This window comes from Legionella sp. ST3F1 (assembly GCF_048553315.1).
GTDB classification, from domain to species: domain Bacteria; phylum Pseudomonadota; class Gammaproteobacteria; order Legionellales; family Legionellaceae; genus Tatlockia; species Tatlockia donaldsonii.
Genome location: NZ_JBLZIO010000009.1, coordinates 24,568 through 45,865, shown reverse-complemented (window position 1 = coordinate 45,865; position 21,298 = coordinate 24,568). Strand labels below are relative to the sequence as shown.

Genomic DNA, 21,298 nt, shown 5'->3' with positions numbered 1-21,298 from the left:
AGAAAGTGGTCTTTTAATGAAGAAGAGATTCAACGATGCCGAAATTAAGTGATAGGAAAGCCAAAACCCTTAAGCTCATTGTTTTACGCTATTTGCAAGGGGCAAATTTGGACGTTACCAAAGAGAGTTTAGAAAGAGAATGCCTCGAGTTAAATTATCCTTGCCAGGATCTCTTTGAATTCATTGAGTTAAAAGATGAGAACGATCCGCTTCTTCTCGCTATCTTAGGAAGTCTTGCCGTTAAAAAAAATAGGCCTAACCGTGCTTCTAAAGCTGATTCTAAAACAGAGGGCGCCTATGAAAAACTCTTTGCGAACTCTAAAAATCTTTATGAACTTTTGACCCATCTTTATCATGATGGCCATCATCATCTTGGTTACTTGTTAAAAGTAATTGATAAAACGAAGCCTTCTTATTGGTGGACTCTTATTGCCGGCGCCCTCTCCAGTATTGGTTTGGGCAGTTGGGCTTATAACAGTGGCGCAGGACATGCCATTCTTATCTGGATTGAGAGAATTGCCCCCCCACTCATTCACTGGCTCTCTAAATCGGTCTCTATCTTACGTAATATGCCACTGCTTGGCGTCATCTATAACAGTCTGACCCTTAGCTGGATTTGGCGCAGCACGTTGGCTTATGGTACGACAACCAACCCGCGTAAAGTGTATTATTTATTCTTCGAAACGCTCGCAAAAACACTAACCATTATCGCCTATCTATTAGCTTTAATGGCTATAGGGCATATGACTATAATTCCTGCCTGCCTTTTTATTGCCAGTAGCTTTAGTGATGTCGTGAAAAGCGTCTGTTCCTTGTTTATCAATTATCGACACAAGAAAACCATTGATTTTGTTATCGATAGATCTGCTCCCTGGGAAAAGCAGGCCCAGCAAAGAAGAAGTATAAATTTAATCGAACGCTCTTCAGAAACCGTATGGGTTAAATTATTAGCGGCCGGTTTTACAACCCTGACAGTAGCCTTCATGTGTCTAATTCCACCTAGCTTCTTTCTCAGTGTCAGTTGTTTAACTGTTATGGCATTGGTTTTTTTAGCGAAACACTCGCTTCTTGCAAGCGTTCACGAATTATTTGCTGTGAAATTGCAGGTGAGTATTAACGAGATTGGTCCTCCGGACGATCCTGACTTACGCCCGGTAATCTTCATAGAAGAAACAGGCCCTGCGTTTGAACAAGAACCAGACCTGGCCAAAATTGTATTGGGCCTTGTTGATACTGTAGTAAATGTTGTAACTGAGCATAGTCCTACTACAATAATAAAAAGGCTCGGGGGTAGAGGAACGCCTGAGCCAACGTCGCCTATCGATCATCAACATTTCCCTCCTGTATTAGTAACACCTTCCGATAAAGGAAGTCAGGGTCAAATCACAGAGGAAAGGGAGAATAGCACCACGTTCAAGCTGGATGATTGAAAGAAACGTTTAACACTATCGGGTATGACTGATTCTTATTCACGACCAATCTAGTTAGAGGCAAACCAATGGTGAGTTTCCAATGTTCGAATCATCCTCAAACCTGATTTTTTCAACGGGCCTACAGGAGGTCCCTGTTCTGCCATTAAATAGGGTGTCTATATTCCCGTATTTGGAAATACAAAGTTCTTCCGGTATTCCCGCTGGTTTTTCTTTGGGTGCGTAGGCTCTTAGATTTAAGAGTTGCTCAGGAGTATACGTTAGTCTTGTCATCTTATTTCTCAAAATTATTTAAAGGGAACGGGATAATACAAGAATAAAACTAAAGAGCAAGCATCGTGAATAAAGAGGGATTATTAACGAATAATCCCTTTTTTAAAGCCAGTACTTTTATTTAAACGCCTGGTCGCTAAAAGCTAATCTTTTGTAAAAATCGCTAACGGATTTTGAGGTTGTAACGACGCCTCCATGAGGGACTTCATTACGGCCTCTCTCAATTTTGGCACTACAGGTGGCTTTTTTTCTGCTATGTTTGTCGTGTCGTCCTGTTTAGGAGAAACACCAACAACATTCGGTGCCAAATCCTTATAAGCAGTCTTGGGATGATAATGAGCACCAAAAAAGCCAGCTGCTAAACGAGGTGAAATTTTATTATTGCTCATGATATTCACTTTCTAACTATCATTTGATTTCATCTTAGCAAAGGCAGCTTAAGTGATTATTAAGCATATCATTAGTGAAGAAATTTTTTTTTGACGTCCCTGAATCCTGGTGTATGTAGTGCAATCTTTCCAAATTGAATAAAGAATGATCAGATGCTTAATTTTTTGTCTATAGTTAAAACATAAGATAACCAAGGATGGACAATTATGTTTGATCTACTCCCGCTTGCTGGCGGCCTGCTCAGCCAAAAAAGAAAACAAATTAATGAACTCAATAGCATTTTAAAAAAAATGAATCGTTGTGAAGTCTATAATCCTGAACGTCTGCAACATTACCTCGATAAATTGATTGCATTTCATAAAAAAACCTTTGTAAAAAAAGAAGCCGAACAACCCATTCGAACCTGGTTTGCCGACCATCCTTTGTTTAGGACACAAAGACAAGTTGAACAAATTATTAATAAGCACCGGTTACGATTGGAAGTAGTGAACCTTTTCCAGCAAATTAATCTGGTTTCACTTTACAGAGAGTATGAAGGCAAAGACAGTTTTAAAACCTTAATTAAAGCCTGTATTACCGCTATCAACCCGCATTATAAAGTAGCCTCTCTGGGTGGCGGCAATAACCCTCTTGTTAGGATCTCCCTGGCAAAAGAACAGCATTGTGTTGTCCGCTTTTTAAGATTGAACAGCAGCGAGGATGCCGCAGGGATTTCACCCAGAATAGCGCGGGAACGTATCGCGGGCATGAAACAGATCCCTCAACCTTATTTTCTCAGTCAGCTCGAAGACGACCGTCACGAAGTAACTTATCTGGAATGTAGTGAGTATTATGAACACGGTAGCCTTGAAAGGCTTTTTGATGAATTACACCAACAAGGAAACGACGAAACAGCAATCGATTTGAACCCATTAATTCTTTTGTATGCACGCCAGTTCCTGGCGTTCTTTATAGAATTAAACCAACATGATGTTTGGTATACGGATCTGAAACCCAGCAATGTTCTATTGAATCAGGATGGCGACATTATTATTAGTGATGTCAAAGGTCTTGTGATCTCGTCTACAAAAATGGTCCGCAGTTCCCAAACGAGCACGTCTGCCGCTTATTACCAATCCTCTGTTTATAAAGACAATGAAATGAATCTGGAGCGATTGCAACGGCAAACTCTGGCGAATACCTTGTATGAGCTAGCCTGTGATAAATTGCCAGTTCCCAAAATCACCCATCATCCTAACTGGAGAAACAAATATGATTTTGAGCAGGCTTGCTTTCAATCAGAGGAAGGCCAGTTCATTAAAACCATGATTCTTGAGCTCAACAAACGTCGTTCCAAGCCTTTAAGTTATTTCTTAAATAGCCTTGATACCTTTACCAAGGCCAAGGAACAACAATCTCAAGCGTTGCACGAAGAAGGGCATCCTCATGTAGGATTAGATGACTCCTATTCTTCTTTTACATTCTGAGGCGAAGGTATCGTCCCATTTATTTGAATAATAAAAAGAGTGCCAGGCTGCTATTATTATGAAAATACCTAGTCCAAACACGATTTTAAATACTGAAGCCATCTTGGGCGAAAGCCCTCTATGGTCTGTAGACGAAGGGGTTCTGTACTGGCTTGATTGCCTTCGACCAGCGATTTATCGTTTCAATCCACTGACGGGTGAGAATCGTGTCATTGTTTTAGACCAGATAGTCACCAGTGTTGCCTTGCATTCGCCTGACTACTTACTGGTTACTGTTGAACAGGGATATGCCTTCGTCAATTTAAAAACAGGGCAATTAGACCTTATTGCCGATCCTTATGCCAATAAAGCGGTGATTTTTAACGATGGGAAATGTGATCGCAAAGGACGTTTTTGGTCGGGTACGGCAGCCAAAGATTGGCAGTCACCGATTGGTATTCTCTTTCAATTAACCGCGGACTTATCGTTTAAACCGATGGCCGAAGGATTTATCTTATCGAATGGTATTGGCTTTAGTCCTGATAACAAGCATTTGTATTTTGCCGATTCAATGGCTCACACGATTTATCGTTTTGACTTTGACTTGCAAAACGGAACAATCGCTAACAAAGAACACTTTATCGCTATACCTGATAATGACGGGTTACCAGATGGTCTAACCGTTGATGCGGATGGATTTTTATGGGTTGCCATGTGGGATGGCAGTGGTATTAATCGTTACAGCCCACTGGGGGAAAAAGTCAGCTCCATCCCATTACCGATTCCACGGCCCACCAGTGTGGCCTTTGGTGATCACGATCTTTCCACTCTCTATGTTACCTCTGCTCGCATGGGTTTAAGTAATGAACAGTTACAACAAAATCCTGCATCAGGCAATTTATTTGCAATCAAAACACCTTATCGCGGTTTACCTGAGCCTTTTTTCAAAACAAATCCCTCAAGATAACACCCTGTAAGATGAGAAAATTTAATCTGGTTGGATTTCCCTGGCCTTCGCCTCTACCATCCTTTTGAGCCGCGATGCGTCTTGGGGTGCATTCGCTTTTTCATCATTATCAAAATAACAATAAACTGCTTTTCCATCGTTTTGCCAATGGATAATTTTCTCGGCACATTCAGCTAATTTGTAATCGTCATAGGCCCCTTTATATGCCTCTATCTCTGGACCATGCATGCGGATATAGATAAAGGAAGCCGTCACAATTTCCGGGGTTTGATAATTTTTATGATCGTAGAAGCAAAGTGCCATTTGATGCGCATTAAGTAAGTCATACAGTTCTGGGCAAAACCAACTTTTATGGCGAAACTCAAAGGTGTAGAGGTATTTGTGAGGCAAGCTTTTTATAAACTCTTGTAGCCGAGGGATGTTTAAAGGCCAGTAAGGAGGAAATTGAAATAAAATTGGACCTAATTTTTCTTCAAAATGACTAAACGCGTTTAATAGTTTTTCAACGGTCTCATTCGTTTCTTGTAATCGTTTTATATGGGTAATATAGCGATTGGCCTTGCAGGAAAAAACGAAATTTTCAGGCGTTAATTCTAGCCAGGTTTTTATATTTTTTTCTTTTGGTATTTGATAAAAACTGTTATTAAGCTCCACCGAATCAAACGTTTTCGCGTAATAAGGCAAGACTTCTTTAGGCTTTATTTTTTCTGGATAAAAAACGCCGACCCAACCATCATAACTCCAACCGGAGGTTCCTATATAGAACTTGTTCTTCTGCACAAGATATCCCTATCGCTATGGCTGTTATATTTAATATAGACAAAGACATTAAGGAAGGTCTCACAGTGGTCGTAAATTTTAAACTTGCACCCGGATTAGCTTTGTAAGTAATCCCGGTACAATTTTATGTATCAGACTAAATTATGACCAGTCCCTCTATAATCGCGGTCCTCACCCTCCATACAAGCAGACACCCAGGTAGTCCCGAGGCGGGTAATGACTTCAATTCCCTGGACAAGGGCATTAATCGGCGTCATGATTGCCAGAGAAAGAGTTAAGGATAAATCGACACTCGCATCACGGAAACACTCCTGAGCATGGAGAGGCCTGGCTATAATCACATTGGCAATGCAATTGAGAGCATTTTCGACTGCTCGCAAAGCGTGATACAGTGAATGAAAGCCCGTTTCAATTGGTATACCTGCTGTATAAAATACAGTCCCAAGAAAGTTGCCTACATCTTTATACCTATTAAAGAATCGATTCATAAAATATTTTGCCGACGGCAGAAGATGATCCACTTCGCCTGCGTCAGTAGCAAACTTTTTAAACCAACTATTTTTTGATAAGTCGTCTGTGATTTCTTTTCCTGCAATCCAGCAAGACGCTATATTAAACATGAATTCCATTGCAGAGCAGAGCAGGTTAATAGGTGCCATTACTCCCATAAGAAGGCCTAATGAAACCTCTACGCTTAGATCAGACAAGGCCTCACTGGCAGCAACCGGTTTGCAAATCGCTAAATTGCCTAACGTACGCAGAACAGACCAGATGGCCCTTGCAGCATAAAAACAGGCCGTTAAGCCATTTGCTATGGGCAAATAAACAGGCTTTGCCAGACCCAACCAAAATTCCCCTGTGTTTTTGTAAGAGGTAACCTTGTAATCTGGTAAAAGTCCCAGCCCTTCTAATGACGCCATCTCTCCACTGAAAGAAGTCATTTTTTCTCCTTATCCGTTCTGTATTTAATTCGCGCCAAGCATACACCAGTGGGCAACTTGCAGGCAATTCGCTTATTTACTTTTCTTGTTTATTTACAACCTATACCCATTAGGTGAGATTCTGGCGCATATTCCACTGACGAGTGCAGCAGGGATATTTTCCTCTTCTTGTTCAGAAAATATTTTACAAAACGTATTAATTAAGTACCATTATTCCCCCGCAAACTCTAGAGTGAAATCCGACAATGGGTATTAGAAAAGTTCTTATTCTTGCTAACGGAACCGTTTCAGTAACCCAAAAGCAATCGGGTAGAGACGGATTTTTCGGCTTTTTTAATTTCCGCAACGCGGCTACCTGGTTAATGTTTGATCCGGGTAATTTTATTAACCAACTAGCTGAACAGTGCAAAGAGGAACATCGACTTGTTCTTGATGGCCCAGGTACCGATGTGACTAATGACAAGGGCTCGCTAATGAAATCGGTCAGTGCTTTAATCGATGGGCATATAGGTGATAGCGGCATTAATGCTAATTTTGAAAAAATTAAGCGCTTTTTAAAAAAACAGTCTGATGAAGCCGCTATGGCAGGCGATAGCTTGATCGTTTGCGGTGTAGGTTGGAGTCGCGGTGCATTCCTTCTGCTTCAAATGAAGGAATGGCTTGAAGGAAAAGCAGTAAAAAAAGATATCAACATCGAGGCAGTTTACCTCCATTATATTGATTCAGTAGCAGGGGGTCCTACCGACCGATTACGATACCTTAAAGTCCCATCCTATCGCCCCAAAGCACCGATGCATTTAGGGGTACACAGTTATTTATCAAACACGGGTAATCTTAACCTTTGGGCCTATATCCTCCGATATCTCCCTGAAGAATACCGGGTAAACACGCCTTTTTTCAGTGGCGTTCTCGACAAGACCGAAAATACCATCCATTCCGTCTCTGGAGTTGACTATAAGCATCATTCGGCAAGCTGGTTATTTCCTGCTTCTCATGAAGCACTGGTAGGGAAATCAAGCAATAAAATTGAGCGATGGGCTGGCGATCTTGTTTTGGCGAATATTGTGCGCCACTTGGTGGATCTTTCCTTTACCCTGGATGATCAATGGGCAAAGAAAATACTCAAGAGAGGGAAAACCGCGTTAGAGCAGTTACGTCAATGCAATCCTGCTCTTACAAGCTGCAGAAAATACCTGGATTTCGAACAACCCGAAACAACTCTTTTGGGCAGAGAGCTGACCGAAAGAGACAACATTGACTCCTGTCTCAGCATGAGAGATTTTACTTTGTAAATAAGGTGTTGGGCACGATTTGCTCGATCCATCCACGGACATGGCTTATTCGTGGAAACCACGATTTGTCACCATAGGCAGCATTTCCACTACCATTGGAATTAATCCCCACAATGGCCCAACCATTTTCGGTTCTAATCCACGCAGGGCCACCACTATCTCCCGAACCAAGAATACCTGAAAGCGCAGAAACGGGTTTAGTAATACCCTCCTCCGTAAATGGATTAGACAGCGAACCATCTTCTTTAGGTAACCAAATCCCTATGTAATTGCCGGCATCCCCTTTTTTAGGTACCGGTTCAACCGCCTCCTCAACTGACTCAATTAATCCCTTGGCTGCCGCTGGACGATCACCGGTGTCAATCGAAGTATCCTGCCCCTTTTTACCAGCTCCACGCCAGCCATAACCAATAAAGGTTAGCATCTTTCCTTTTTCATGATTTCCCCCATACAGCACGGGCTGAGTCCCGCCATCTGTCACCTTCTCTTTCAAACGTACGATGGCAAAATCATAGCCAGTCCGAGTCGTAAGATTTCCATTCCATAAAGGATGAAAGAAAACCGCCTCCCCATGATATTCTGTTCCATCAATAGTCTGGTACGTGTAATAAGACGCCTTTATCCCATCTGTAAATAAATGACCTGCCGTTAAGACATACCCATGTCCCTTATAGTTACCAATCCACGATCCAGAACCCGAGCTTTCGTCACCCTCAAGGTAGATTAAGGACGCAAATTGCGGCTCTAAAGCCAGGGACTCCGCTTTCTTAAAACCCGATTTTTGATAGGTACTCTCCAGGATAATGACCGACCAGGCAGGTGTTGTTATCAGGATGGCGACGCAGCTAACGAATGCCGCATAAAATCGCATACAGGATTTCATGATTATCTCCGTCTTGGTCTCAGTAATGGAATTGTCAGGGATTTTTGCTTTTCACGCATGAGGTATCGCTTCTCTTGATCAGGCACTCCATAGTTTTAATATAGAACACAAAGATTAACTATTAACTCAAAATTATTTGATATTATGCTAGATACTTAATAGAACGAGACTACTATGCCGGTAACACGCTATATTTTTATTCCAGAATTAACAACCTTTTATGATGACAGAGACTATCCTCAAAAAATTGCAACCGCTATAAAAAAGGCGATTGCCCAGAAGTATTTTAAAGCCCACTCAACACGCCAGGAAGCCAGTGATCCTAAAGACTCCCTATTTAGAACCCGCTTTCCCATGGGAGGTATTCTCGAACTGCAGGGAAACGAGGAGAGTGAATTAAGCCCTGATTATATCTCCCGCCGCTGTACAGATATTTTGGCCTTATCCTCCGACGAACAAAGAACGAAACAACTGTCGGCCTTTATAAAAAAAGTACATGTTAAAGGGTTCACCCTTCCGTTTGCTGAGTTAGATCTAAAAGAACGCGAAGCGGCTCAACGTCAGTCCTTCGACTTTAATCCTGTCGAGGATTCAGCATTACAACTGACACAACCGCCGTTACTGTATTTAAAAAAAATCCGACCAGAACTCCTTTTTTTGTTATTCACCGATCATCAATTTTTTCTCAACTTTGAAAACTGGCGTCACTATAATGCCAGAGAACCGAAAGGGAGAGGCTGTGTGTATGATTTATTTCATGCAACAACAACCCTCTGTGAGCGTTTAATGACACCGTCAAAGGCAACCCTCACTATGGAAGAAATACAAACATTGCATAAGCAATTAAGCGAGAGTGTTTTTGCTAACTTAAAAGAGGATAAACGCGGGATTTTCAGGGAAAGTTATAACTCCTTTCCTCTGCACTATGATGCAGTAACCATTGCCGGTATTAAGGAATTATTGCAGCGAATCAAATCCGATAAACAAGCGGAAGGATTTAGAATTGGCTATTTTAAGAAAAGCCTGATTGTATCAAGCTTTTGTAACAACATGTCTATCCTTATCAGGCAAGAAGAACCCTGGAAAAAATTTCCCTTAGACGAAGAGGAGGTATTAACGTCAGAACGATTAAAAGAATTAGAAGAATTCGAAAGATCGGAGTTAGAGCGACTGGAAGCATTGGCAATTAACGAAACGGCTAAATCAAAAAACATTCCACTAGAGGATGTAAAAGCCATTATCAAGCGCTTCTTGCAAGATTTTACTCCCCACAAGCGAGTAGTAAAGTCCCATTACTGGCCTAACCTTAGTTATTATTATTCTGATTTATCAACTAATTATCGTCATTCCTCGCCCAAAGCAGAGTATCAGTATGATCTTGGTGTTGCCAGATCCCATGCACTGGCAAGCGCCGGAAGTGTAACGCCCCCTGCGGTTAATATCCAAGACCTCACTGAACAGGAACTTGATGATTTAGCGAAAAAAATTTATAAAGAGATCCAGGGTGGAGCAAACATCCACCTTTTTACTCCCGAACCCACTCTGGCGCTTAAATGGGCTCAAGAAGCATTACAGAAATATAATCGTACTATTCCCAATACCCAAAACGCAGGGGAAGCGATACAAATAGTTGATGATTTAGTGCATGAATTGGAGATCTTACATCTCTTCTATGATGTTAATTGCCGAACTAATTACTTATTGATGAATTTTTTATTTTTAAGACGGTCAATTAAATGGGCTACCGAGTTTAATCCCAATCGTCTGGATGCCCATAGCAGCAAAGAGCGTGTGCTACAGCATAAACAAGCTATTTTACGCACCGATTACCTCATCGCGAATCAAGAGCAACTAGCTCAATATAATGAGCGGCTTGACCTTATTTACTTCGCTAACCTCCGTCATTTGCAAACGGTGCAATATACCCCCACCGAGTTAAGTGCAATCCAAGTCGACGCGCAATATGCAGAGATCGCACAACCACTCATCGATAAACTGGCCGAATTCGAGACGCTTTTTCAAGCAACCCTGAATACCCTACTAAAAAAATATGATTTACCCCAAACCGCTGTTACACCCCAATTTTTCCCTGTGCCGCCAGAATATATGCCGTTCGTCAAAGCATTAAAACAATTGCAATCAGACTATAACATCAACGATTTCTTTACTCGTGTTACCGATCTTGAATTGGTGGTAGAAATTCGTGAAGACCTAAAGAGACTGCAAACTCTGACAGGCTATAACGCACAGTCACTATTAGCCGAAATACCGACTGTAGAGTACAGCTAGAAACGAGTTAAAATTGCGCGGCAAACTGTCCTTGGCAACACCAGTTGGATAAAGTTATGATCGTCTATCGATCCTATACGGGCTAATTTCATTATGGCAACAGTGAAACCTATTAATCTAAAGCAATATCTAAAAAAAATACAGGTTGCTGCCCCTGAGTTCTCTGATGCGTCAATAGAAGACAGTATTAACTTTTTGCGCAAGATTTATTTTGCACATGTGACCACGTTTCCCTATTCTAATTTTGAGCTGCGAAAAATCGCTCGCCAGCATCCCATTCAGCGCGATTCATTATCTTTTTTCAGCTATAAAGAGATGCTTTCCTCTCAACATGATGGCTATTGTTTTCAAACGGCCGCTTTACTATTTGATGCCCTCACTCAGTTGGGGTATAAAACAGAACTCTGCGCTGCACATGTCCTTATGGGCGCGGCGATTAATGACTCAGAGATATTAGCACGACCACCCACCCATCTTTTTCTAATCGTTACCATCAACCAGGTAAAATTTCTCCTTGACCCAGGCATGGGTTCTTCAGCCCCGCGCATGCCCATTATTATTACGGGAGAGGATGAACCCATTAATCAGGACAATGATGTATTCAAATTTTATCGCGCTAGTGATTTATATATTCTTGAAAAAAAAACGAGTCAGGGCTGGCTGCGGTTAATGCAGACTGATTTATCGCCTATAAGTCTCCAAACCGCTAAAATGAATTTGCTAAAACTTCAATGCCATCCATCAGCAATTCCCATACGTGATGATAAAACGGTTATTGGAATCATTAGCGAGCAAGGACGTAAATCGTTAATTTGGGATTCTCAATCAAAGCTGTTGAAATTTTCTAAACAAGAAGGCAGCAGTTCAGTACAAAAAGTTCTGGCAAGTTTTGAAGAAGGGGTAAAACTACTGGCTGATGAATTCGATATTCATCATGTTTCTGCGGAGGATTTAAAACTGCATTGCACAGAAACTGTCTTGCCAAAACCTATCAGACCCTGGACTGTTAATTTTCCGTTGGATGCAGCCGAGTTAAGGACAATGGAAGAAAATTTAACTTTTAAATTATAAGTTATTTTTCCTTCCAGTCGTTTGGCAAATCGAAGGCTGTCTTAAAAAGACAGCCCTTATTGCCTGGTTAGGAGATTCTCCAGACAATATGGCCTGGATAATTGGCCAGCGCGCTACCTGCGGTTTTCGTGTAGGAAACACTCAGCGTACTGGAGTCATAAGGCATTCCCCCTATATCGCCTGCACCAGTCCAGAAGCTGCAGTAGTTTTGCCCTGAATAAAATTTGACGGTTTCATTGCCACAGGTATACGCGAGTGTAATACCTACACCAATGCTATCCTGGCTTCCATAAAAAAAGCTTGTGGACGTTTTAGCTGGGATAGTAGTGGGAATTGAACCCTCTGAAAAAAGGCCATAGTAAATGATATAATTTTTTAATAGGCAGTTCTGGTTAGAATCATTCTGTATACTGATCCCCATTTCTGAACAATCTGCAAACAACCCCGTGGAAGCAAATAGCAGGCTTGTCGCAACTAGTAATCGTTTCATCGTCTTCCCTTAATTATAATTTTTATTAAAAATCGCCCTATCCTACACGAAGGGAGATAAATGCAGCAAGCTAGTTAATAATTATCCATCATCCTTGTAATCCTCTCCTAATCATTGCAGAATGAAAATTCTCGTTATCTTTTAAAAAGATATCACCAAATGACCTGGTGACACTCATGCTAGCGAAACGATCAAAAAGAAAGGAATTAATCGATCTTGGCCATGACTTTTACTCCCCAAAAGAGTATGAACAATGCTTAAAAATATTGTTTAGAATAAATAAATTACTCGGCTCGTTTAAACAGGTAGTCAAATTACTCAAGCGTTTTCCTAAAGAGGCTGTTTTAGTAGATGTTGGTTGTGGCGGCGGCCTGTTCTTGCTTCATCTCAATCACTATTATCCTGACATGCGTATGTTGGGTTTAGACACCTCGGCCGAAGCAATCAAATTAGCGCAAAACGAATTAAAACAATGGCAACAGAGAAAGCGTCCCATTGGCAATCATCTTGAATTTCAACTCCAGCACCAAGCCGAATTGACCTTAGAACAAGACAGTGTCGACATCATTTTATTAACCTTGGTTTGCCATCATTTGGACGATGAGGAACTCATTGAATTTCTAATTAAAGCAAGCAACGCTACACGTAAGGCAGTTATCATTAATGATCTTCATAGGCATTCCATAGCCTATTATTTTTATAAACTGCTCAGCCCTTTATTCGGTAATCGCTTGATTACTCTGGACGGCCTCACCTCTATTCAGAAAGGGTTTACCCGCAAGGAATTGAAGCATTTATTGCAGCGGGCAAATCTTCATAATTATCAAATTAAATGGCATTTCCCTTTTAGGTGGAGCATTCTCATTTTGAAAAATAATGGATGAAATCGATGAAGTTAGATGCACTTATTATTGGAGGGGGCCCTGCCGGTGCAACAACCGCATTATTACTTGCTAAAGCAGGTTGGTCAGTAGGTCTAATAGAAAAAAAACGCTTCCCGCGCAGAAAAGTGTGTGGTGAATTTTTATCAGCGACGAATTTACCTCTTTTGCAGAAATTGGGAATGGCGGAATTTTACCTTTCCCACAGTGGCCCGGAAGTGAGGCGTGTTGGTTTATATACTGCGGATACTGTCGTAACTTCTGCCATGCCTCTTGTTGGCTCTTCAATTGCCAGAGGGGGCAGGGCTTTGGGGCGAGAACATTTGGACACCGCACTTCTTCATGAAGCCCAAGCCTATGGAGCACATATTTGGCAACCTGCAGAAGCAAAAACTTTGCAGCCTAAAGCGAATGAATTCACCTGTACTTTCAGAGACGGGAATGGAACCAAAGAACTCAGCGCGGCTGTTATTGTGATGGCGAATGGTTCCTGGGAAAAACAGGTTGGGCGACCGGATAGTAAAGACCATAAACCGTCCGACCTATTGGCATTCAAAGCCCACTTTTTAAATGCCAATTTACCTTCTGACTTAATGCCCTTACTGGCTTTTCCAGGTGGATACGGGGGCCTCGTTCACAGTGATCATCAACGAGTCACACTTTCGTGCTGTATTCGTCGTGATACCTTACATAATCTGAGATCAGACTATCCCGGTTTATCAGCGGGTGAAGCGGTCTTGCAATACCTCATGGCGCACTGCCGGGGTGTGCGAGAGACGCTTATGCGGGCAGAACGTCAAGGGAACTGGCTTGCTGCAGGCCCGATTCGCCCTGGCATTCGCCATTGTTATAAGGATCATCAATTTTTTGTGGGTAACCTGGCTGGCGAAGCACACCCGGTTGTTGCCGAAGGAATCAGTATGGCCATGCAATCTGCGTGGCTGCTTTCCCAAACCCTAATCGCCCACAAAAATGAGATTCTGACGGGCAAGGGGCTCAATAACGCTGGCGCCGACTATACCAAACAATGGCGCAAACACTTTGTAAAACGTATCCATGCTGCTGCTGTGTTTGCCCGATTGGCAATGATGGCTCCCTGGGCTAATTCTCTCCTCTTACCTCTTGTCAAACAATTTCCAGGTATTCTAACGTTTGGTGCAAAATTAAGCGGTAAAATCCAGCAGGTTTTGCCAATTGAATAATGGCATAACCTGGATCTGAAATAGAGGCATGCCACACTTCACTCTTTGTGTGTAGCTTGTGCTTTGATTGCATCCCCGGCATCAAGGTAGTTGATAACGTTGAAGTGCCTTTTTAACTGTTTTACTAATCCTGCAACCTGCCTTTTACTGCTATAACAATATCTTGCGAAGAAATAATTTGTTTTTTCAGGAAACCAAAGAGGCCATCCCGCAACGAATCAATATCTGAGCCTGGTAGAAGAAAGACTTACGCGGTTAGAGCTATATTAAAATAGATACCAGACCAAATAGAGGGAATAGCGCTATCCTCTGGTTTTTGGCCACACCATGAGTATGAGCTAAGGCAATAGCTAGGGATTCCAATGATTAACTATACAGGCACTTATACTGATCACTATCAATTAACGATGGCACAGGTTTATTTTTTGAAGGGATACCGGGATCACAGCGCCGTTTTTGATTATTTTTTTCGCGCACCGCCCTTTAAGGGCGGGTATGCTGTTTTTGCCGGCCTGGATGATCTGTTGGATATATTGGCAACCCTTCGTTTTGATCAGGCAGACCTTGCTTTTTTGCAGCAGCAAAAAATGCACCCGGAGTTCATTCATTATTTGAAAAGTTTCAAATTTAATGGCAGCGTTTATTCCTCTCAGGAAGGCGATATTATCTTTCCGACGCGACCTGTTCTGACTATTGAAGCGCCCATTATTGAGGCGCAGCTCATTGAAACGCTTTTACTTAATATACTGAATTTTCAATCCCTGATAGCAACAAAAGCCAGTCGTATAAGGCAGGCAGCAGGAAAGCGGCAACTCATTGATTTTGGTTTGCGAAGAGCCCAAGGTCCTGGCGGCTATTATGCCAGTCGGGCCGCTATAATCGGTGGATTTGATGCCTCCAGTAATGTACGTGCCGGACGTGACTACCATCTTCCCGTTGCAGGGACAATGGCTCATTCCTTTATCCAAAGTTATGACAATGAATTATCAGCTTTCCGCGAATTTTCCGAGATTTGGCCGGATCATTGTCATTTACTTGTTGATACATACAGTACGCTGACGAGTGGTGTACCTAACGCCATTACCATAGCAAAAGAAATGGAAAAGCGCGGCTGCCGCTTGCAAGGAATTCGTCTAGATAGTGGTGATTTAGCCTGGCTGGCAAAAAAAGCCCGTCAAATGCTCGATGATGCTGGACTTGATTATGTAAAAATTACTGCCTCAAACCAACTGGATGAATTTATCGTCAAAAATTTACTGGACCAGGGCGCTCCTATTGATGCCTTTGGAGTCGGTACTAATCTGGCTATAGGCGCACCCGATGCCGCTTTGGATGGGGTCTACAAACTGGCGTTTGTTAACAATAAACCCTGCATCAAACTTTCTGACACCCTGGCAAAAATAACTATCCCTTATAAAAAGCAGGTATTTCGCGTATTGGAAACAGATAACACGTTCTGCGCTGATGTTATCGCGCTTGGAACAGAAAAAAAGCCGGCAATGATGTATCACCCTTTCGAACATTCAAAATCATTTTCCATTAAAGATTATAACCTGGAGCCTGTACTGCAAAAGGTTATGGAAAAAGGTCAACGCTTATTGGCAGCCAAGCCGCTCAATGAGATAGCAAGGTACAGCCAAGAACGTATCAATCAGTTGCCTCAGGAGTATAAACGATTCAGCAATCCCCATCTTTACAAAATTGGGCTTAGCGAACCATTGTATCAACTACGCAATCAATTAATTGCAGAACACAGAAGGTAGTTTTCGATGAAGACCCTGGTTATCGTGGACATGCAAAATGATTTTATCCCAGGAGGAGCAGTCGCTGTCCCGCATGGCGATTTGGTCATCCCTGTCATTAACCGGTTGTTAAACCACTTTGATCTGGTTGTCGCAACTCAGGACTGGCATCCCCCCAATCACAAGAGTTTTGCATCCAACCATCCTGGTAAAAAACCGTTTGAAAAAATCAAGCTAAATGGAATAGAGCAAATCCTTTGGCCAGATCATTGTGTCCAGGGAACCATCGGCGCTGCATTTCCGTCACAGTTAAATACTAACGCAATTGAAGCCATTTTTCGCAAAGGCACCCATGCGGACATAGACAGTTATAGTGGATTTTATGACAGTCAACGCCAAAGAAGCTCTGGCTTGGCTGGCTATCTGCATGATAAGGGAGCCACAACACTTTATTTTTGCGGCTTATGCGCCGATGTCTGCGTCTATTTCTCCTTAAAAGATGCCCATGCAGAAGGCTTCACCTGTTATTTAATTGAAGATGCTACCCGTTCTTTTAATGAAGAGGACTTTAATAACAATAAAAAAGAAGAGCTTTTCCATCTCGGTATCAAGATGGTAAAAAGTGATGAATTCCCACTCCAATAAACACCGATGCACAGCATTGTCCTCCTACTCGACATGGAAAGCTCTAAGGATAACCGACTGTAAAAGTGAAACCGCAGCGACCTGGCTGCAACTTAAAAAGGAAGGCTATTGACGGATTATTCAAAAACATGACAGTATAAATTTCCAACCTCAACCTCGTTCAAGGAGTGAACATGCCATTTGCAGAAGGATCCAAAGCAGCTTTTCTGGGAGACCTCAAAGCCAGGGGAATTGCCTATAAGGTAGAAACCTGGACCAACTACATGGAAAATGTTGTAAAACGTAAAGCGGTTGTTGTCCAAGTTGACAATGAAAAACAAGTACAAGAGGTCATGCGGGCCGTTAAAAAGCAAAATGCCCAGCATACTGACCATAAAATCAGTGTAAAAGGTACCGCAGGATGGGCGGACAAAGAGCAAAGCTGGTGCTGCTTCCCTTGGGCAAAAGTACAAGAGCAACGCTACAATGAATCCTTTTCCTTCTCGGAAGGCTCCGTTGCTGATGTTATTATTCGCTTTAGTCCCAAATACCAAGGCGTAAAAAAACTGGGCGAAATGGAACATACTCCCTCTGTGGATTCAAAGAACCCTCTCGATCGTCTTCGAGTTTACGAAATTTTAGTCACCGCAGGCGTACAAATCGCTAAACTTGCGCAAAAACTTAGAGATTTTGGACTTTCTTTAAGAACAGTCAGCATGCTTTCCTGGGCGAGTGCCGTCGGTTTGGCAGGCACCGGAGGGCATGGAACTGGCCGCGATGAACCTGCTTTCAGTGGCCAGATTACTGGGTTACGAATCTGTGATCATGATGGAAATATCCGGGAAATAACGGTTGGCGATGAAGACTTTGCTATCTTGTCTGCAGCCCACTCAGGTGCATTAGGGATTGTTCTCAGCATGACGATGAAAGTCGTCGAAGCATTTAATCTGAAAGAGACCATTCAGAACTTCCCTGACGCAAAAGCAATGGGACCTCATCTAGGGAAACTCCTGGCAGAGAATCAATATTTTAGTTTAATTGGTGTTGGAGTCGGGAATCCCACCCCGCTTGATGAGTTATCTTCGCATGATAAATGGCAAATTCGTTTGTGGAATCACACCGACGAAGCGCCTACTCAACACTTAAATCCACCTTATGCTGCTGATGCCCGTTCTTTGGCACAAGAATTAAGTGTAAGAGTCGGTGATTCTCTGCAAGAATTCCTCCTCGACTCTAAACTGATAAAACTCTTACCCTACTATTTATCGCTGGCTGCAACAACGATAACAGAAACGCGCGGAACGGATCCAATTGTTGATCATGAAAACAAAATTACCCATTATCAAACTGCTTTTCCCAAGAAAATGAGGGATACCAGTTATCTCTTACCAGTGAAAGATGAAGAAGCCGGTGACGTACTCGCTGCTGTTTTACAAAAAATTGAAGAGTTAGCAAAAGCAGCAATAGCACGCGGTGAATGCCCTGTTACTTACGCTGTTTATGCACGCTACATCAAGGGAAGCAATGGCGGGTTGTCCACGACATCAACCAACTCGGAGGATGAGCATATCCTGGCAATTGATATAGTCACCCATCCCAATGCGCCTGGAATTGCCAATTTTGAGAAAGAATTGCTGGCCTATTTGTCCGAAATTGGCATTAAACCACGTTTCCACCTGGGTAAGAATTTTCCCTTCGGTATTCGAAGCTACACTGACTTTCTCAAACCTGAAGCCATTGCACAATATAAAGAAGCCCTGGTGAAATGGTATGGCAGCGAAGAAGCATTGGAAACCAGCCCTTTTATTACGCCTTACTTTGAACAAATGTTAAGCGAACAATCAGGTAAAGAGCTATTGTATTTGGCGCAGCCAGAACTGGAAGCGGCACCAGAGCATTCGCATGAAAAGTGCGCCTCCTTCCTGGAGAACTTGATTCCGGCAATAGAATTACTTCCCGTCCCTGGTAAAAACTCAAAACAACTAAAAGATGCTTTTTTAGGTCAATGCCGGGAATCTCTACGCGCATTAAAAGTAGAACAGGCAGAAGAGACAGAACAGCGGTTAGAGGACTCTCCCTCAACTGCTTTGATTTAAACCATCTCGGGCCAGGGATCTGGCCCGAAATTTTTCTAAGACAAAGTGCTTTAATACCCAATCTGCCATGTGATTTTTGGGCTTTTGTTGCGAACAGCAGGGTCCTGCGATTGCATCCCGGAATTATGCTGCTCATTCGCACCAATCCTTTACATAAAGAAACACTATTGTTTGGCTTTGGGAGTGAGTCATGTGGATGTGAAGCCGATGTTACGACGGATGGTGAAAAGTGTTTTGATTCATTCATGTTGGGACTATTTTTGAATTCCGGTTGCAGCCTCCGGCTTTCATTGTCTTCCACTTAGAATGTTGTACTCTTTATGTGAATGATAGAGCACCATTAGACCATAAAGTAATAATTATAAATAAAATGCTTATATAATTGACAAATAGTGATATTAATTATACGATCTGCCAAATTTATTTTTGGCACCATAATATGACTTTACGTGAATTAGAAATTGATTTTATCCCTAAATTAATCGACGCTCTTAGGAAAGATATTGCAACAGCTAAACATAGTGGGGAAGTTAATTTCCAGGTCTTGGACACCGCAATATCCCTGCTGGGCGATATTGATAAATACACTAGCCTAAGTTTAGAGAGATTAATGGTAGGGATTATCAATTTTGCGGTTTGCTTGCAAACTGATAAATATGCAAATATTTATAATCCAAGCATTGGTGAAGCGGTATCTAACCAATATCGAAGTGAAATTGAAAGTTGGTTTAATATGTATCGGATGGCACGAAAAGTGGCAGGTTCCCCCTTGTCAGCGACAAAAGCGTCGGAAATCGCGATCCGTACTATTGAACAGGCCTCTAGAAGCCCTTTGTATCTCACCCCTTGTCTCCCTCACACCTTAAAGGTCTATTTCGACTATCTGCAACAACTGGATAGTACGTTTGTCCCCCCCGTAATTCCTACCGGCAGCACCTTTGCAAAATGGTCTAAGGAAGAGTTTATTAAGATGAAAGTCTACACCCCCTCTTCTTTATTGAATTTATCTTTATTTGCAGCTAAAAAAGCAGTTACAACGCATGCATTGCCTATAGATCACCTCCCTGCTGATTTACAGGAAAAATTAACGGCCTTACCTGCTGATGCGGGTAATGAGGCTGTAGACGACATTGATCCTTTTATCCCGCCGCCAGGATCTTACTGTGCGATTATTTAATTAATTCAAGTTGCAGCCATGTAGTCGGGCCGTCTTAGCCCGACACGGCCTAAAAATATTATCAATCTTTCATGCAATGCCAGACTTGTAAAAAAATTTATTGGCAAAGCTCCCATTATAATCAATTAAAAAATTGGCTTGCTAAACAGGTATCATAACTCGGGTAAGCGGTACTCAGGTTAATAACCGTACCCCGTACAGTTTGCGCGCCTTCCCTATAAACTGGAGCGAAAACATGGGAAATTTCTTATTTGATCATTAAAGGTAGTAATCGTATATAGGCTAACTCACTCACCAATTCAACTAAGGTCTGAGTAATAACAATCGCCGGGAGTACTGGAATAGCCCCTGGTACAGCAAAAACAAGCGGTAGAATGACAAGCGAATTACGTGTACTTATACTAAATGCAATGGAGCGGCTAGCCGGAACAGATAGCTTAAAGAGTCGCGAAAAGAACCATCCAATAAGGGGTGCCATGATTGCAAAGAGGAGGTATACAGGAAATACTTTCATTACTTCATCCATGGCTTCCCCCATCGTCGGCATCACCGCGGCAACTACCAGGAAAAGAACAAGTGCCGTTGCAGGCACAGGCAATATACTCAATATCGAAAATACTTGTCTGCCAGTAGCGTTTCGATTTGCACCTAGCTGTATTAAAAAAGCAAAAAGAAGAGGTACTGCTATTAGCCACACAAAAGCATGGATAAAGGGACCAGCCTGAACTAAAAGAGCAGCATTTTTATTGAGAAATAGAGTCAGATAGACTGGCAAGAGTAGCATCTGAGCAATCAATAATATTGGTGTGGCAACCAACAATAAACGTGCATCCGCTCCCCCAAGATGTGAAAAAGTAACTACATAATCCACACAAGGGGTTAGTAAAACCAATAATACTCCAAGTCTCATCATTATATCTGCAGGCAAACACAACATAAGACCCAGCACAACGATTGGTACGAGTATAAAATTGGCAATCAGAAGAATAATAAGAAACCGAATTTGCCCGAATGCCTGTTTCAAATCACTAAATGGCACTTGCAAAAAAGTAACAAATAACATGAATGCTAATGCGGGGTTAATCCATTGTTCGAGAATGGAGGTACCTGGAATTAATAAAGCAGTGATTATGGCTATAACGATCGCAATAAAATATATGCTGATTTGCCAATTCTCTATGATTTCTTTTAGTCTTTGCATTTTTTCTATATCTAGATAAAACGCTGTAAGATTAACTTAAAAGCAGGGAGGAATATATGACTTAAATCTAATTGGTTATGAGTCGTTACTGATTAACATCTACTGGCGTATTGCCTCTATTCTT

18 protein-coding genes and 1 pseudogene are annotated in these 21,298 nt (G+C 42.0%); 13 read left to right on the top strand and 6 right to left on the bottom strand.

The window, feature by feature from the left end:
• Positions 1 to 35 precede the first annotated feature (35 nt).
• Positions 36 to 1,430 (top strand): hypothetical protein, encoded by a 1,395-nt coding sequence (locus ACN4Z1_RS07890; RefSeq protein ID WP_419388108.1) that lies wholly within the window; start codon positions 36 to 38, stop codon positions 1,428 to 1,430.
• 416 nt (positions 1,431 to 1,846) lie between these two features.
• Here ACN4Z1_RS07890 and ACN4Z1_RS07885 read toward each other — a convergent pair whose 3' ends face one another.
• Entirely contained in the window at positions 1,847 to 2,092 is a 246-nt protein-coding gene (locus ACN4Z1_RS07885) for a hypothetical protein (protein WP_228364995.1), read from the bottom strand.
• Positions 2,093 to 2,299: 207 nt separating this feature from the next.
• Here ACN4Z1_RS07885 and ACN4Z1_RS07880 point away from each other — a divergent pair, with 207 nt between their 5' ends.
• Together ACN4Z1_RS07880 and ACN4Z1_RS07875 are read left to right on the top strand one after the other, a co-directional pair.
• Entirely contained in the window at positions 2,300 to 3,559 is a 1,260-nt protein-coding gene (locus tag ACN4Z1_RS07880; RefSeq protein WP_419388107.1) for a hypothetical protein, read from the top strand.
• 58 nt (positions 3,560 to 3,617) lie between these two features.
• A complete protein-coding gene (locus ACN4Z1_RS07875; RefSeq protein ID WP_419388106.1) occupies positions 3,618 to 4,505 on the top strand; it encodes an SMP-30/gluconolactonase/LRE family protein in 888 nt (295 codons plus the stop codon).
• Positions 4,506 to 4,526: 21 nt separating this feature from the next.
• On the opposite strand, the gene ACN4Z1_RS07870 is transcribed toward ACN4Z1_RS07875, so the two are convergent.
• Both ACN4Z1_RS07870 and ACN4Z1_RS07865 read right to left on the bottom strand, forming a co-directional pair.
• Positions 4,527 to 5,285 carry a DUF72 domain-containing protein gene (locus tag ACN4Z1_RS07870; protein ID WP_419388105.1) on the bottom strand — a complete coding sequence of 253 codons (759 nt, stop codon included), beginning with the start codon at positions 5,283 to 5,285 and terminating at the stop codon, positions 4,527 to 4,529.
• A gap of 131 nt (positions 5,286 to 5,416) precedes the next feature.
• Positions 5,417 to 6,226, bottom strand: coding sequence for a type IV secretion protein Dot (locus tag ACN4Z1_RS07865; protein WP_228364999.1), 810 nt, complete (start codon positions 6,224 to 6,226; stop codon positions 5,417 to 5,419).
• Positions 6,227 to 6,471: 245 nt separating this feature from the next.
• On the opposite strand from ACN4Z1_RS07865, the gene ACN4Z1_RS07860 reads away from it, so the two are divergent.
• Positions 6,472 to 7,518, top strand: a complete 1,047-nt coding sequence (locus tag ACN4Z1_RS07860; protein ID WP_228365000.1) for a hypothetical protein — start codon at positions 6,472 to 6,474, stop codon at positions 7,516 to 7,518.
• Here the strand turns inward: ACN4Z1_RS07860 and ACN4Z1_RS07855 are convergent.
• On the bottom strand, positions 7,508 to 8,401 hold the full coding sequence (locus tag ACN4Z1_RS07855) for a trypsin-like serine protease (protein ID WP_228365001.1): 894 nt from the start codon (positions 8,399 to 8,401) through the stop codon (positions 7,508 to 7,510). The genes ACN4Z1_RS07860 and ACN4Z1_RS07855 overlap by 11 nt on opposite strands.
• Positions 8,402 to 8,575: 174 nt before the next feature.
• Here ACN4Z1_RS07855 and ACN4Z1_RS07850 point away from each other — a divergent pair, with 174 nt between their 5' ends.
• Both ACN4Z1_RS07850 and ACN4Z1_RS07845 read left to right on the top strand, forming a co-directional pair.
• Positions 8,576 to 10,690, top strand: coding sequence for a hypothetical protein (locus ACN4Z1_RS07850; RefSeq protein WP_419388104.1), 2,115 nt, complete (start codon positions 8,576 to 8,578; stop codon positions 10,688 to 10,690).
• 93 nt (positions 10,691 to 10,783) lie between these two features.
• Entirely contained in the window at positions 10,784 to 11,761 is a 978-nt protein-coding gene (locus tag ACN4Z1_RS07845; protein ID WP_228365003.1) for an arylamine N-acetyltransferase, read from the top strand.
• Positions 11,762 to 11,828: 67 nt separating this feature from the next.
• On the opposite strand, the gene ACN4Z1_RS07840 is transcribed toward ACN4Z1_RS07845, so the two are convergent.
• Entirely contained in the window at positions 11,829 to 12,251 is a 423-nt protein-coding gene (locus ACN4Z1_RS07840; protein WP_228365004.1) for a hypothetical protein, read from the bottom strand.
• A gap of 176 nt (positions 12,252 to 12,427) precedes the next feature.
• Between ACN4Z1_RS07840 and ACN4Z1_RS07835 the strand changes: the two genes are divergently transcribed.
• The 7 genes and pseudogenes from ACN4Z1_RS07835 to ACN4Z1_RS07805 form a co-directional block, all read left to right on the top strand.
• The gene (locus ACN4Z1_RS07835; RefSeq protein ID WP_228365005.1) at positions 12,428 to 13,135 is read left to right on the top strand and encodes a methyltransferase domain-containing protein; all 708 of its coding nucleotides are present in this window, start codon (positions 12,428 to 12,430) and stop codon (positions 13,133 to 13,135) included.
• Positions 13,136 to 13,140: 5 nt separating this feature from the next.
• Complete coding sequence (locus ACN4Z1_RS07830; RefSeq protein WP_228365006.1) at positions 13,141 to 14,334, top strand: NAD(P)/FAD-dependent oxidoreductase; 1,194 nt, start codon at positions 13,141 to 13,143, stop codon at positions 14,332 to 14,334.
• A gap of 362 nt (positions 14,335 to 14,696) precedes the next feature.
• A complete protein-coding gene (locus ACN4Z1_RS07825) occupies positions 14,697 to 16,097 on the top strand; it encodes a nicotinate phosphoribosyltransferase (protein ID WP_228365007.1) in 1,401 nt (466 codons plus the stop codon).
• Positions 16,098 to 16,103: 6 nt separating this feature from the next.
• On the top strand, positions 16,104 to 16,721 hold the full coding sequence (pncA, locus tag ACN4Z1_RS07820) for a bifunctional nicotinamidase/pyrazinamidase (RefSeq protein WP_228365008.1): 618 nt from the start codon (positions 16,104 to 16,106) through the stop codon (positions 16,719 to 16,721).
• A gap of 173 nt (positions 16,722 to 16,894) precedes the next feature.
• Positions 16,895 to 18,796, top strand: a complete 1,902-nt coding sequence (locus ACN4Z1_RS07815; protein WP_228365009.1) for an L-gulono-gamma-lactone oxidase — start codon at positions 16,895 to 16,897, stop codon at positions 18,794 to 18,796.
• A gap of 439 nt (positions 18,797 to 19,235) precedes the next feature.
• The gene (locus ACN4Z1_RS07810; protein ID WP_228365010.1) at positions 19,236 to 19,973 is read left to right on the top strand and encodes a hypothetical protein; all 738 of its coding nucleotides are present in this window, start codon (positions 19,236 to 19,238) and stop codon (positions 19,971 to 19,973) included.
• A 68-nt stretch (positions 19,974 to 20,041) separates the two neighbouring features.
• Positions 20,042 to 20,131: pseudogene (locus ACN4Z1_RS07805) on the top strand (Mut7-C RNAse domain-containing protein); the annotation flags it as partial.
• An 89-nt stretch (positions 20,132 to 20,220) separates the two neighbouring features.
• Here the strand turns inward: ACN4Z1_RS07805 and ACN4Z1_RS07800 are convergent.
• On the bottom strand, positions 20,221 to 21,174 hold the full coding sequence (locus tag ACN4Z1_RS07800; RefSeq protein ID WP_228365011.1) for an arsenic resistance protein: 954 nt from the start codon (positions 21,172 to 21,174) through the stop codon (positions 20,221 to 20,223).
• Between the last annotated feature and the right edge of the window lie 124 nt (positions 21,175 to 21,298).

Coding starts and splice junctions, on each gene's coding strand:
- ACN4Z1_RS07830 (WP_228365006.1), top strand. CDS start 13,141: ATGAAGTTAGATGCACTTATTATTGGAGGGGGCCCTGCCGGTGCAACA.
- ACN4Z1_RS07875 (WP_419388106.1), top strand. CDS start 3,618: ATGAAAATACCTAGTCCAAACACGATTTTAAATACTGAAGCCATCTTG.
- ACN4Z1_RS07835 (WP_228365005.1), top strand. CDS start 12,428: ATGCTAGCGAAACGATCAAAAAGAAAGGAATTAATCGATCTTGGCCAT.
- ACN4Z1_RS07815 (WP_228365009.1), top strand. CDS start 16,895: ATGCCATTTGCAGAAGGATCCAAAGCAGCTTTTCTGGGAGACCTCAAA.
- ACN4Z1_RS07880 (WP_419388107.1), top strand. CDS start 2,300: ATGTTTGATCTACTCCCGCTTGCTGGCGGCCTGCTCAGCCAAAAAAGA.
- ACN4Z1_RS07885 (WP_228364995.1), bottom strand. CDS start 2,092: ATGAGCAATAATAAAATTTCACCTCGTTTAGCAGCTGGCTTTTTTGGT.
- ACN4Z1_RS07825 (WP_228365007.1), top strand. CDS start 14,697: ATGATTAACTATACAGGCACTTATACTGATCACTATCAATTAACGATG.
- pncA (WP_228365008.1), top strand. CDS start 16,104: ATGAAGACCCTGGTTATCGTGGACATGCAAAATGATTTTATCCCAGGA.
- ACN4Z1_RS07865 (WP_228364999.1), bottom strand. CDS start 6,226: ATGACTTCTTTCAGTGGAGAGATGGCGTCATTAGAAGGGCTGGGACTT.
- ACN4Z1_RS07855 (WP_228365001.1), bottom strand. CDS start 8,401: ATGAAATCCTGTATGCGATTTTATGCGGCATTCGTTAGCTGCGTCGCC.
- ACN4Z1_RS07890 (WP_419388108.1), top strand. CDS start 36: ATGCCGAAATTAAGTGATAGGAAAGCCAAAACCCTTAAGCTCATTGTT.
- ACN4Z1_RS07810 (WP_228365010.1), top strand. CDS start 19,236: ATGACTTTACGTGAATTAGAAATTGATTTTATCCCTAAATTAATCGAC.
- ACN4Z1_RS07800 (WP_228365011.1), bottom strand. CDS start 21,174: ATGCAAAGACTAAAAGAAATCATAGAGAATTGGCAAATCAGCATATAT.
- ACN4Z1_RS07860 (WP_228365000.1), top strand. CDS start 6,472: ATGGGTATTAGAAAAGTTCTTATTCTTGCTAACGGAACCGTTTCAGTA.
- ACN4Z1_RS07850 (WP_419388104.1), top strand. CDS start 8,576: ATGCCGGTAACACGCTATATTTTTATTCCAGAATTAACAACCTTTTAT.
- ACN4Z1_RS07840 (WP_228365004.1), bottom strand. CDS start 12,251: ATGAAACGATTACTAGTTGCGACAAGCCTGCTATTTGCTTCCACGGGG.
- ACN4Z1_RS07845 (WP_228365003.1), top strand. CDS start 10,784: ATGGCAACAGTGAAACCTATTAATCTAAAGCAATATCTAAAAAAAATA.